This is a genomic window from Serratia sp. PL7, from assembly GCF_945957435.1.
This window is the reverse complement of record NZ_CAMFLB010000001.1, coordinates 1,458,078-1,470,597: the sequence shown is the minus strand read 5'-3', so window position 1 is coordinate 1,470,597 and position 12,520 is coordinate 1,458,078. Positions and strand designations below refer to the sequence as shown.

13 protein-coding genes are annotated in these 12,520 nt (G+C 59.0%); 5 read left to right on the top strand and 8 right to left on the bottom strand.

Annotated elements, in window-relative coordinates; translation table 11 throughout:
- Positions 1-71: 71 nt before the first annotated feature.
- From N6G83_RS06830 to N6G83_RS06820, 3 genes are all read right to left on the bottom strand, one after another.
- Positions 72-692 (bottom strand): TetR/AcrR family transcriptional regulator, encoded by a 621-nt coding sequence (locus tag N6G83_RS06830; protein WP_025302659.1) that lies wholly within the window; start codon positions 690-692, stop codon positions 72-74.
- A gap of 102 nt (positions 693-794) precedes the next feature.
- Positions 795-2,432 (bottom strand): phosphoethanolamine transferase EptA, encoded by a 1,638-nt coding sequence (gene eptA, locus N6G83_RS06825; protein WP_197835663.1) that lies wholly within the window; start codon positions 2,430-2,432, stop codon positions 795-797.
- Between the two features lie 139 nt (positions 2,433-2,571).
- Complete coding sequence (locus tag N6G83_RS06820) at positions 2,572-3,213, bottom strand: NAD(P)-dependent oxidoreductase (protein WP_260514957.1); 642 nt, start codon at positions 3,211-3,213, stop codon at positions 2,572-2,574.
- A gap of 139 nt (positions 3,214-3,352) precedes the next feature.
- On the opposite strand from N6G83_RS06820, the gene N6G83_RS06815 reads away from it, so the two are divergent.
- The 3 genes from N6G83_RS06815 (at position 3,353) to N6G83_RS06805 (ending at position 5,541) form a co-directional block, all read left to right on the top strand.
- On the top strand, positions 3,353-4,282 hold the full coding sequence (locus N6G83_RS06815; RefSeq protein ID WP_260514956.1) for a LysR substrate-binding domain-containing protein: 930 nt from the start codon (positions 3,353-3,355) through the stop codon (positions 4,280-4,282).
- Between the two features lie 23 nt (positions 4,283-4,305).
- Entirely contained in the window at positions 4,306-4,545 is a 240-nt protein-coding gene (locus N6G83_RS06810) for a DUF1289 domain-containing protein (protein ID WP_015377731.1), read from the top strand.
- 99 nt (positions 4,546-4,644) lie between these two features.
- The gene (locus tag N6G83_RS06805; protein ID WP_025302663.1) at positions 4,645-5,541 is read left to right on the top strand and encodes an aldo/keto reductase family oxidoreductase; all 897 of its coding nucleotides are present in this window, start codon (positions 4,645-4,647) and stop codon (positions 5,539-5,541) included.
- Positions 5,542-5,602: 61 nt separating this feature from the next.
- Here the strand turns inward: N6G83_RS06805 and N6G83_RS06800 are convergent, their stop codons facing one another.
- Entirely contained in the window at positions 5,603-7,447 is a 1,845-nt protein-coding gene (locus N6G83_RS06800) for a polyurethanase (RefSeq protein ID WP_089180841.1), read from the bottom strand.
- Between the two features lie 241 nt (positions 7,448-7,688).
- Between N6G83_RS06800 and sodC the strand changes: the two genes are divergently transcribed.
- Positions 7,689-8,210 (top strand): superoxide dismutase family protein, encoded by a 522-nt coding sequence (gene sodC / locus N6G83_RS06795; protein ID WP_025302665.1) that lies wholly within the window; start codon positions 7,689-7,691, stop codon positions 8,208-8,210.
- On the opposite strand, the gene N6G83_RS06790 is transcribed toward sodC, so the two are convergent.
- From N6G83_RS06790 to N6G83_RS06780, 3 genes are read right to left on the bottom strand one after another with little or no spacing between them, the layout of a single operon-like run.
- A complete protein-coding gene (locus N6G83_RS06790; RefSeq protein ID WP_025302666.1) occupies positions 8,211-10,241 on the bottom strand; it encodes an FUSC family protein in 2,031 nt (676 codons plus the stop codon).
- Positions 10,242-10,244: 3 nt separating this feature from the next.
- On the bottom strand, positions 10,245-11,108 hold the full coding sequence (locus N6G83_RS06785) for an HlyD family secretion protein (RefSeq protein WP_004931305.1): 864 nt from the start codon (positions 11,106-11,108) through the stop codon (positions 10,245-10,247).
- Between the two features lie 3 nt (positions 11,109-11,111).
- Positions 11,112-11,348 (bottom strand): DUF1656 domain-containing protein, encoded by a 237-nt coding sequence (locus tag N6G83_RS06780; RefSeq protein ID WP_004931303.1) that lies wholly within the window; start codon positions 11,346-11,348, stop codon positions 11,112-11,114.
- Positions 11,349-11,528: 180 nt separating this feature from the next.
- On the opposite strand from N6G83_RS06780, the gene slyA reads away from it, so the two are divergent.
- A complete protein-coding gene (gene slyA, locus N6G83_RS06775) occupies positions 11,529-11,960 on the top strand; it encodes a transcriptional regulator SlyA (RefSeq protein WP_004931301.1) in 432 nt (143 codons plus the stop codon).
- A gap of 92 nt (positions 11,961-12,052) precedes the next feature.
- Here slyA and N6G83_RS06770 read toward each other — a convergent pair whose 3' ends face one another.
- Positions 12,053-12,517: a glycine zipper 2TM domain-containing protein gene (locus tag N6G83_RS06770; RefSeq protein WP_025159710.1), complete on the bottom strand. Its 465-nt coding sequence runs from the start codon at positions 12,515-12,517 to the stop codon at positions 12,053-12,055.
- Positions 12,518-12,520 lie beyond the last annotated feature (3 nt).

Here is a 12,520-nt window from a genome sequence, read left to right as displayed (position 1 = left end):
AATAGACCGGTCGTCTAGTGATGGGCGATAAAAAAACACGAACTGCATTTTCACGAAAAAAGACGGTGGTGTTACGGCTGCGGCGGGCGCAGCAGCAACTCGATGCTTTCCAGCGCGCTGGTTAACGGCGCCAGCGAGTGACGGATCTTGGCGCGCAACGAGGCGCCGAGCCACAGTGAATACAGCGTTTCTGCGGTCGCCGCGGGGCTCATGGCCACCGACAGCGAGCCCTCTGCGATACCGCGCTCGATGGCCTCCTGCAAGTGGCCGATCACGCGAGCGGTGCCCGTTTCCAGCGCATGGCGCATCGGTTCCGACAGATCGCTCACCTCGGCGGAAAGCTTCACCGCCAGGCAGGCGTTATGGCATTCGCTGCGGCAGTGATAGCTGATAGCCTGGGCGTAATAGCCGAGCAGCTGGTGGCGGGCATCGCCGCGTCTGTCGGCAAACAGCGCCTGCATCTGTGCGTCATAATGCGTGAAATAGCGTTGCAGCATCGCTTCGCCGAAGGCTTCCTTCGAGCGAAAATAGTGGTAGAACGAGCCTTTCGGCACGCCCGCGGTAGCCAGCAGTTCGCTCAGCCCCATGCCGGTAAAGCCCAGGCGCAGGCTGAGGGTTTCGCCGGTGGCGAGCAGATGTTCACGTGTATCCACGTTGCAATGCGTTGATTTGGTCATCATGGCGCCGAGCATAATAGACCGATTGGTCTAGGTCAATGGGAATAAAAAAACCGGCGCACAAAACGCCGGTTGTCTGCAAACTATTGTGCCCCAGCGGCACGCGGAAGTTAAGCGCTACGCCGCGTTGCGGCAACGCTGCAGGATATCCAACTGGGATTGATATTCGCGGGTCTGTACGTTCAGCATGCCCAACAGGGTGTGGAACAGGTTGTCCTGCGACACGTCGTCCTTTTCCGCCAGCGTGTTCAGGCACTGGCGATCAATGCCGAAATTGCGCTGATAGTCGGCAGACATCCACATCAGGAAAGGCACGTGCGTTTGCTGACTCGGCGCGAAGACATAAGGCGTGCCGTGCAGATACATGCCGTTTTCCCCCAGCGATTCGCCGTGATCGGATAAATAGACCAGTGCGGTATTGAACCGCTCGTCATACTGCCGCAGCAGCTTGATGGTGGCATCGAGCATTGCGTCGGTATACAGGATTGAGTTGTCGTAGGTGTTCACCAGCTGTTCATGGCTGCAATCCTGGATCTGATTGCTGTTGCAGGTTGGCGAAAACGTCTGGAATTCTGGTGTGCTGCGGCGGTAGTAAGCCGGGCCGTGGCTGCCCATCTGGTGCAGCACGATCACGCCGTCGTCTTTCAGGCTATTGATGTAGTCGTTCAGCTTGTACAGCAGCACGTTGTCCATGCAAACCTCACCGTCACAGTCCTGCGGCAGTTTCAGCTTGGTCATGTCCACGTGCGGCACCCGGTCGCAGGCACCTTTGCAGCCGCCGTCATTATCGCGCCACAGCACATTGACGCCGGCATGCGCCAGCACGTCGAGCATGCCTTCTTGATGCGTTGCCTGAGTCGCGTCGTACTCCTTGCGGGGCATGTTGGAGAACATGCAGGGGACGGAGATCGCCGTTTCGGTGCCGCAGGAACTGGCGTTCTTGAAGTAGACCACGTCGTCCTGCTTCAGGCGCGGGTTGGTTTCGCGCCCGTAACCTCCGAGGGAGAAGTTTTCGGCGCGGGCGGTTTCGCCCACCACCAGGATCACCAGCGTTTTCTTGGTCTGCTTGGCGATCAGCGGCCCTTTACGCGCGTCTTCACCGATCTTGACCAGCGGCAGATTGCGGGTGAAGTAACGTTGTTCGGTAAACTTGATGGTGCCGGCCACGAAGTTGGAAGGCGTCAACATCTTCACCACGCTTTTATTGTTGCGGATCAGTGAAGCGTAGTCTTTGTAGAACAGCGCGGCGACGATCAGGATCACCACCAACGACAGCATGACGTTAGCGGCGCGCAGCCCGACCATGTACCACCAGGGGCGAGTCTGGCGAATTTGGGTGAAGCAGACCGCTACCGCCGGCAGAATGCCGAGCAGCGCCAGCCACAATCCCATGCGCGGCGTCAGCAGCGCGGTCGCCTCCTGCGGGTTGGTTTCGAAGGCGTTTTGCATCATGTTGCCGTCGATCACCACACCATAGCTGAACATGAAATAGTTGGCTGCGGCGCTGCCGAGCAAGAAAAAGATGATCAACGGCTTACGCAGGTAGGGCACGGTCAACACGCTGAAGATAATATTCAGCGCACAAAAGATCACCACCGGCATGCTCGCCGCGAAAATCACGCTGTGGACGCTATCGAAGGTGATATACGACCAGGCGCGATGCAGGAATAACGCGTTTTGAAATAGAGTGAAGAACAGGGCGGTGGCGAGGGTAAAACCGAGGCTGTTGCACTGTAAGCGTTGACGTAACCACATTGCCAATGTCGGGATCCTGAAAGTAGATAATGTCGTGAAATCTACCGGATGAAACTTAAGAAAACCTTAGAAATTCAGAATACTGGCGACGGAGAATACGTGAAAACCGCCAGGCCTTATGGCCTGGCGGTGGGGCAGTTTAGTAGGCGGCGGTGAATTGCGCGCGAATAAACTGAGGTTTTTCAATCTCATCAATGATAGCGACCGCCAGATCTTCCACCGAAATGCTGGCCGGCGCGTCGCCGTTCATCAGCAGTTGCGTGGTGCCGAGGCGGAACTGGCCGGTGCGTTTGCCCGGCTCCAGCAGGGCGGCCGGCGAGAGATAGGTCCAGTCGAGTGCTGATTCGTTGCGCAGTTTATTGCGCAGATCGCGCACCGCCTGCGCGCCGGGGCGGATATTTTCCGGGAACTGCGGCGTATCCACCAGTTCAACGCCCGGCGCCACTTCCAGGCTGCCTGCGCCGCCCACCACCAACAGGCGCTTGACGCCTGCCTGCCCGACAGCGGTAAGGATCTGCTGGGCGCCGCGTGTAGTCTTCTCATACAGGTTGTCTTCGCCCCAGCCGGGATTGTAGGCGCTGATCACCGCATCCTGACCGTGCAACTGCCCCGCCAGCCAGGCGGTGTCGGCGACGTCGCCCAGTGCGATGGTCAGATTGGCGTGCTCCGGCAAATCTTTTTTCTGGCGGGCGATTGCCGTTACCTGAATACCGCGAGCCAGCGCTTCATCCACCACGCGGCGGCCAACAAAACCGGTTGCTCCAATAATGGCTACTTTCATCTGTATGCTCCTTCGGGGATAGGTTCAGTATCGTAAGGCAGGCCGATGTGCCTGCTGTGTGGTGTCTACTCTAGTCCTTAACAATAGCCGTGATTAGTGCCATATTCATGCTTTCTTGATTAAGTAAAACTTCATAATCGTGGATAAACTCAATCGAATGGCGATATTCGCCACCGTGGTGGCGGAGGGATCGCTGGCCGGCGCGGCGCGGCGGCTGGGCATGACGCCATCGGCAGTCAGCCAGCACATGCGCTCGCTGGAGAAGGCGCTCGGGGTGCCGCTGCTGCACCGCTCCACCCGCCGTCTGGCGCTGACCGAGGCGGGGGCGGCGTTCTACCCCGGCTGCGAGGCGATGCTGCAACAGGCGCAGCAGGCGGAGCAGCGGCTGGCGGAGCTGCGGGATACGCTGGTGGGCGAGCTGCGCATCGCCACCCCGGTCGGCATCGGCGGTCGCTCGCTGGCGGAGGCGTTATCGCCGCTGTTGCAGGCGCATCCCAAGCTCACGCTGCGGGTGCTGGCGGACGATCGCATCGTCGATATGATAGAGCAGCGGGTCGACATCGCGCTGCGGGCCAACCGTCAACTGGCGGACGCCAATATGATCGCGCATCCGCTGACGGCGTGGCCGATGGTGCTGTGCGCCGCGCCGCGTTATCTCAGCCAGCATGGGGTGCCGGAAAAACCGCAGGATTTGGTGCAGCACCGCTGGATCTCCAGCGGCTACAGCGGGGCCCATCTGGACTTGCTGCATCAGTCCGGCCAGCAGGTTAAGCTGCGGCTGGCGGAAGGGCAGATCGTCAGTGAGAGCATGAACGTAATGCGCGCCTTTACCCGTGCCGGGCTGGGCATTTCCGTTCAGCCGCTGTATGAAATTGGCGATGAGCTGCAGCGCGGCGAGCTGTTGCTGCTGTTGCCGGAGTGGCGGCCGGCGCCGCTGCGGCTGAACGCGCTGACGCTCGAACGCACTATGCCGGAGAAAAGCCGCCAGGCGCTGCGCTATTTGCGCGACTATTTTCGCCGCAATGGCGAAAAGGGACTTGCCAGCGGCGGCGATGGCGTCTTCAATTAGCAAGAGAACGCAGGAGGAGCCCCGTGGCGCAGCAGCTTGAGTTTTTCGACATTCCCAGCCCGTGTCGCGGCATTTGCCAGGCTGACGATCGCGGATTCTGCCGTGGCTGCCTACGCAGCCGCGAGGAGCGTTTCGGCTGGATGAACATGAGCGACGCGCAAAAGCGCGAGGTGCTGCGCCTGTGCCGTCAACGCTTCCTGCGGCTGCAACGTGCCAATAAAGCGCCCGACGAGCCGCTGCCGGAGCAGCCGTCGCTGTTTTAACCTTTCCTGATCTGCCGCACGTTCGTGTGGCTTACCGCTTCCCTGTGCCTCACCGGCTTGTGTATGCTGACTGACAACTAATGTCATGAGGTTTTCGCAATGGTAGAACGTATTCGTCTCGCGCCGCAGGGGCCTGAATTTTCCCGCATGATTTGCGGTTACTGGCGGTTGATGGAGTGGGGCATGTCGCCGCAGCAGCTGCTGACGTTCATCGAACAGCATGTCGAACTGGGCGTCACCACCGCCGATCACGCCGATATCTACGGTGGCTATGCCTGCGAACAGGCGTTCGGCGATGCGCTGCGCCTGAAGCCGGCGCTGCGCCAGTCGCTGGAATTGGTGACCAAGTGCGGCATCGCCACCACCGCCAAGCCCGGCAACCCGATCGGCCACTACATCACCGACCGCGATCATATCGTACAGAGCGCGGAACAGTCGCTGCGCCATCTGCATACCGACTACCTGGACCTGTTGCTGATCCACCGCCCGGATCCGTTGATGGACGCTGACGACGTGGCCGAAGCCTTTGTCGCGCTGCACAAAAGCGGCAAGGTGCGCCATTTTGGCGTCTCCAACTTTACGCCTGCGCAGTTCCAACTGCTGCAGTCGCGCCTGCCGTTCTCGCTGGTCACCAATCAGGTGGAGATCTCGCCGATTCACCAACCGGCGATCCTGGACGGCACGCTCGACCAGTGCCAGCAGCTGCGCATCAAGCCGATGGCCTGGTCCTGCCTGGGCGGCGGCCGCTTGTTCAACGATGCTGAGTTCCAGCCGCTGCGCGACGAGCTGCAGCGAGTGGCGCAAGAGATCGGCGCCGAGACCATCGAGCAGGTGGTGTACGCCTGGGTGATGCGCCTGCCGTCTTCGCCGCTGCCGATTATCGGCTCCGGCAAGATTGAGCGGGTGCGCTCGGCGCTGAAGGCGCAGAAACTGGTGTTGAACCGCCAGCAGTGGTTCCGCATTCGCAAGGCGGCGCTGGGGTATGACGTGCCCTAAGGCGGAGCAGAAAGAGGAAAGCCGGGCGGCGAAAGCGCCCGGCTTTTTTTTATGCTGATCCTTAGGCCAACACCACCTGATCGGTATTGAAGTGATCGAGCGAGACGCCGATCAGCGTGACCTGGCTGTGCCCGAAGGCCAGCACCAGATCGTCGTTTTGCTGCGTGGCGTAGTCGCGAATATTCCCGCTGGCGCCTTCGGTACCGATAAACACCAGTTTATCGGTGGCGTTGAAGCCATACAGCTGGTCGCGGCCAAAATCCCCGCTGAACAGGAAGGTATTGCCGTTGCCGACGCCCTTCAGGATGTCATTGCCGCTGCCGCCGACGAAGGTCAGGTTGCCGCCGGCGTGGCCGATCAGCGTGTCGTTGCCAGCGTTGCCGAACAGCCAGGCGTCGTGGCCGCGAGCCTGCAGGAGATCATCGCCGTCGCCGCCGGTGGTAGTGGCGGCATAGGCTTTGAGGCCCGCATCCGATTTCAATCCGGTTGCTGTCACCTGGTGATCCACCTCTTTGCTGAAAATCAGCCAGGAGGTTTCTTTGCTGCGCAGGGTGCTGATGTCGTCCGCCAGCGTAATGCCGCCCTTGGCATCGCGCAGGTAAAGCGTGTTGCCGTCGTAGGCGACCTCGGTGTTTTTCAACGCCTGCTGGGTATCGAAGATATTGTGGCCTTTGCCGCCGGCGATCAGGTTATAGCCGCCGGCGTCGCGAAAGATATCGTCACCGTCGCGGCCCTCGAGATAGTCGTTGCCTTTGCCGCCCCTGATCAAATCATTGCCGTCGCTGCCGATGATAAACGTCGGTCCGCTGTGCGTTTCCGCGTTGCGGTTCAGGTCTTCCACCCAGGTATTGCCGCGCGTCACGTTCGACAGGTTGGAGACGATGATGGTCGAGTCCTTGTCGGTCAGTGAATAAAACTCGGAGTTCAGCACCCGCATCAGGCCGTCCTGATAAAAGAACGGCAGGTGCGACAGCCAGGTCGGAATGTTGAGAATGGAAAACGGCAGCAGGTTCCAGGCGTCCGACGCGTAGTGGTCGTTGAAGTTGACGATATTGTTGGTGGCGGAGGCGTGCGGCGCATCATGTACGCCCAGTGACGGCAGGGTCAGTGAGGTGCCGTCGAGCGCGCGGAACACCGGGTCGTTCTCGTAGCCGATGTTGATCACCTTACCGCCGGCTTCGTACTGGGTCGGCGAGGCGAAGGCGACATAGTTGGACTGCGCGTAGAAGCCGCCCCAGTTGGCGTCGCTCTGCGCCGCCATGCTATTGACCGCCAGCCCGCCGAGGCTGTGGCCGCTGACCACCACGTCTTCACCGCTCAGCCCGTGGGCCTTAGCGAATTTCGCCACGTCGCCCAGCAAATTGCCGAAGGCCTTCAGCGTATAGCCTTCGGCATAGCCTTTCGGCCCGAACCCGGCCAGCAGATCGTTAATCACATCGCCGATGGTATCGCCGATCAACGACTCGCGCGGGCCGCTGGTGCCGCGAAATGAGATGCCAATGGCGGTGAGATTGCCTTCGCTGTCATATTTGCCCAGTACTTCGGCCTGCGCGGTGGTGTAACCGGCTGTCTCGCCGTAGTAGGTGCCGCGCGCATCGGTTTTGCCGGCGTAACCGAGCTGCGCGGCGCTGATCACCGACCAGCCGGCATTGTTTACCGCCTCCTGTGCGGCCTGTTCGGAGTCGGGGTTCCAAGGGAGGCCAGGCAGGCCACCCTGCGACTGGGTACTGCCGATCAGCGCAGTGACCAGCGTCAGCGGCAGACCGAGGCCGAAACCGGTCTGGTGATAGCCTTCATCGAAGCCGTTATCGATATTATGGTAAGCGTAGGTAGAGATGGCCAAGGCGTCGGAAAACAGCGCCTTCGACGCATTTTCGTCCAGATCCTTATAGCTAAAGATGCCCATATCAGTTCCTTATGAAGTATGCCGCCTGGCCGGGGAGTGAACTCTCATGCGTCGGCGGTGGAAACAGGGAAACAACGTTAGCCGAACGACAGCTGGTCAGAGGACCAACATCGGTAGAATTATTATTAGTGCTAAATATTAGGCCTGCGAATCAAATTAGCGAGATTGTGCGTTGGTTAACAGTGCCGGCGCAGGCTCTCCTATACTGATAGCTCGATGTAGTCATTAAGGAGACTGATTGATGAAACGTTATTGGTATGCGGCGCTCGGCTTGATGGCGTGTGGCGCGGCTCAGGCGGCGACAGCTGACGTTGAGATGCATCTGGTGACCGGGCAGGGTATCGGTCAGGATATCGGCAAGGTAGTCATCAGCGAAACGCCGTATGGCTTACTGTTCACGCCGAGCCTGAAAGCGTTGCCGGCCGGAGTACACGGTTTCCACGTGCATGAAAAAGGCAGCTGCGAGCCGGGCATGAAGGAAGGTAAAGCGGTGGCGGCGCTGGCGGCCGGCGGACATTTCGACCCGCAAAAGACCGGGAAACACCTCGGGCCGTACGCCGACGGGCACCTGGGCGATCTGCCGGCCATCTATGTGACCGCCGACGGCATGGCAAACTACCCGGTGCTGGCACCGCGGCTGAAAAAAATCAGCGAAATAGAGGGCAAGGCGCTGATGGTGCACGCCGGCGGCGATAACCATTCGGATCATCCACAGCCGCTCGGCGGTGGCGGCGAACGCTTCGCCTGCGGCGTGGTCAAGTGATCATCCGCCGCTAACGGCCGGTGCGGCGGCGGGCTGCCCCATCGCCTGTTGCAATTGCTGCAGTGAGCAGTAGAGCCGCCAGATCAGGCCGGCCAGATCGCGCGCCGCCTGTTCCGGGTGGTGCGCCAACGCGTTGCTCATGCGCAGCAGCTCCTGCAGCGTGGCGTCCAGCGAACTGTGCTGCACGCCTTTCTCCGTCATAATGCCGCGCAGGCAGTGGATACAGACGTTGCGCACCGCCGACAGCGGATCGGAACGGGTCTGCCAGTCGCGCAGCTGCCAGACGATATGGCTGCAGTTGAGCAGCACCACGCCCCAGCGCAGCAGCCAGGTGCGGGCCTCCTGATCCTGACTCTGATTGAGTTGGCTGATGCGATGGTAGATCAGCGATTCGAACTGGCTTTCGCTCTGCTGCGGCTTTTTGCTCAACTGATCGATAAAATCGCGCCGCAGCGCGCGGATAATACGGCGGCTCTTTCGCTTGTCCGAACTGGGGCGTAGGATCTGAAACGCCAACCCGGCCAGCAATACACCGACGATTTTACCGATGTTGTCATTGATAAAGGACTGGTAGTCATAGCTCGGCGGGTTGCTGACGGTCAGAAACGAGCCCATGAAGACGATCAGCTGCCCCCAGAGCGCGGCATAAGGCGGATTCTGCAGCTTGAGCATTTGCATGGTCACCAGAATAGGGAACAGGAAGGCGCAGAACACCCAGAAGTCGTCAATCTGGATCATCAAACCGAATTTCACCACAAAGCAGGCGACCGAGAGCAGCAGCACCGCCTTGAGCAAGGTGCTGACGCTGTTGATCGGCGAAGGCGTGGAGGAGTAGAGCACGCAGCTGATGGCGGTGAGCGTTAGCGCCGCGCTGCCGGCGTCCCACTGCGTGTTGATCCAGTAGGCGCAGCCGATCACGATGCATAAAAAGGTGCGCAGGCCGTTATAGGCGGCTTCGTAGCTGTCGGTGTGGCGCGCCAGTGAGGTGACGTGCGGCGGCTGGAGATCGCTGACCGCCGTGGCGCTTTCCAACCGCAGCAGCCAGCGGTTGCAGCGCAGGTAAAGCCAACAGAAATCGCGCAACCGCAGCCAGAAGGCGCGATGGCGGTAGTCCGTCGCATCTTGCGGGGCGATCTGCTGGAGCAGACGCGCCAAGCGATATTTATCGGTGGCGGGATCGCGCAGCTCGTCCAGCAGCTGTGTCAGCACCGGCATCAGATTAGCAGGGCGATCCGGCCAGTTCAGCAGCATGCGGCGCAGGCTGGAAATGACGCTGGTAATGCGCAGCTGCTGGTGCAGCAGATAGTTGAGCAGGTTATTTTGCCGCCGCAGCCGGTAGTGGCTCCAGAATGCCTGAATGCGCAGCAGGTTCATGGTCAGGATCTGGCCGATGACCCCCTCGTGCGAGGTGCGCATCTGCGCGGTGACCTCCGGCTGCCACAGCATGGCGGCGTGCTCCAGCAGGCGTAGCTGCATGCGCCGCAGCGAGGTCAGCAAGGCTTCGCCGTCAGAGGTGCTGGGCAGGATCATCATCATCAACCCGCCGCACAGAATACCGGTGATCACTTCGCAAACCCGCGCCTGAGCGATATCGAATATCTGCTGGGTATCGGTGACGTTGACCGTACCGAAGGCGATGATGGCGGCGGTATAGCCCGCCAGCGCGAAGGCGTAAGAGACGTTGTTTTGGTAATGATTCGAGACGTAGGTGCACAGCCCGATCCAGGCGGCGATGAACAGCGTAAACAGCCAGGGATCGTTCAGACAGTGGCCGGCGATCGCTACCGAGGCGGCGGCGCCCACCAGGCTGCCGAAGATGCGGCCGATGCTTTTGCTGATCACGCCGCCGATGGTGGGGAAACTCACCACCGCGGCGGAGGTGAGCGCCCAATAGGGTTCGTCGAGCTCGAGCACGAACGCCACCCACAACGCCAGACACATCGCCAGCGAGTTGCGCAGCGCATAGCGCCATTGGCCGCCGGTCGCCTTACCCCAGGGGGTACGGCTCCACTCCAGAAAAGGCAGGTTCACACTTTAGTTCCGCTGATGAATCGAAATGGTGCAGGTGGTACCGGCGACCAGCGTCAAATCGGCGGGCACGTTGAGCAATTTTATCCGCACCGGCACACGCTGGGCCAAACGTACCCAAGGAACATTGGGCTTAACGTCCATTAATAGATCGTTGCTGCTGTCGACGCTCTGATCGTAAATGGCGCGTCCGATGCTCTCTACTTCCCCCTGCAGCGGCGTGTTGCCGTTATATAAAACGATGTCCGCTTTATTGCCTTCTTTTATATGCTTCAGCTTGGTTTCTTCGAAATATCCGAGCACATAAAACGAATGCACATCCACCAACGCCACCAGGGGCGTGCCGGCGTTGGCGTAGTTTCCGACGCGTGCCTGCAGGTTGGTGATATAACCGTCGGTTGGCGCATAAATTTTGGTTTTGCTCAAATTCCATTTGGCCTGTTCCAGGTTGGCCAGGGCGGCTTTATAGGCGGCCTTCATTGCCTGAGCGGCTAAATTGGACTCGTCCAAGTCTTCAGCGGAAATAACGTTACGCGGTAAACCGCGGCGGCGGGCAGCCTCATGGTCCGCTTTGGCCAGATCGGATTGCGCTTTTGCCACCGCGGCCTCGGCATTGTCCAGCGCAATCTGGTAGGGCACCGGGTCGAGGGTAAAAATCAGACTTCCCGCAGGTACGAACTGATTGTCATTCGCGCTTATTTTCTCTAATCTTCCAGAGACTTCAGGGGTGATATTGACGAGTTCTGCGCGCACTTTTCCGTCACGGGTCCATGGGGATTGCATATAATAATTCCAGAGCCACCAACCGGCGCAGACGGCAATGGCGCAGACGATCACCGTAGAGAAGTATTTTAATGTTTTATGCTGCATGGGTTACCAACTCGCTAAAATCCATAAGGAACCGCTGACGGTCAGAACAAAAATGGACAGGTCCATCAACATGGGATGCCAGATTTCACCGGAATACATCCAGTCTCTCAGCAGCTGATGAATCAGCAGCCATAAGACCAGTCCTAGTAAAAAAGCTTTAAATATAGGTGGAAAATAAAGCGATGCCCCCAGGACCAAATCGGGTAAGGGGGATGAGGTGTGTAACCATGATGTATTCACATTAACAATCCCTAAGGGTGAATATGTTGAATATTTGCATAACGATTAAACAATAGCGGCTAAAAATAGTGGTTATTTCCACAATATACATTATATACATTTGTGTTTTTAATGTGAGTTACCCAAAATAGTCTAAGCTCTGGGAGGTAATGTTAGCATGCTAATTATAAGGAGGGGTAAGTGGAGTCAACATTAGGTTCAGATTTAGCACGATTGGTTCGTGTTTGGCGAGCGCTCATCGATCACCGGCTCAAGCCGTTGGAGCTGACCCAAACGCATTGGGTTACGTTGCACAATATCAATCGCTTGCCGCCGGAGCAGTCGCAAATCCAGCTGGCCAAGGCGATCGGTATCGAGCAACCGTCACTGGTTCGCACGCTGGACCAACTGGAGGAGAAGGGGCTTATCACGCGTCACACCTGTGCCAACGATCGCCGTGCGAAGCGCATCAAGTTGACCGAAGCGGCCGATCCGATCATCAGAGAAGTCGATAGTGTGATCACGTCTACGCGCAGTGAGATTTTAAGCGGCATTACCGCCGACGAAGTGCATCTGTTGGTAGGGCTGATTGGCAAGTTAGAACAAAATATCACCGAACTGCAGAACAAATAATAATATTCTTATTTTCTACGATTACAGTTTCACAGCATCAGAAATAAAACCGGAGGCGATTGCCTCCGGTTTGCCGTGTGCCGCCGGCTGACTTACAGCGGAGAGACGGTGATGGTGTCGCCCATGCGCGCCATGCGCACGCGCTGGCCCGGGCTGAACTTGGTGTCGCCCGCTTTCTGCACCACGACGATGTTCTCTTTCTGGTCGGTTTTGATTTCCAGCTCGTAGCCTGAGGTACGGCCGGCCACTTCACCGATGCTGTTGCCCGCTGCGCCGCCGGCGATAGCGCCCGCCGCGGTAGCCAGCGTACGACCGGTGCCGCCGCCAACGGTGTTACCCAACAGCCCGCCAATCACTGCGCCGCCGATCATCCCCAAGGCGTTGGAACCTTCCCCGCCCTGAATTTTCACCGGACGCACGGAAACCAGCGTCCCGTAGGTGACGTTCTGCACCTGTTTGGCCTGCGAGGACGAGTAGACATCGCCGGACATGGATTCATTGGCACACCCAGCCAACGTAACGGCGGCGACGGCAACGACGAGAAGACGCTTGATCATATA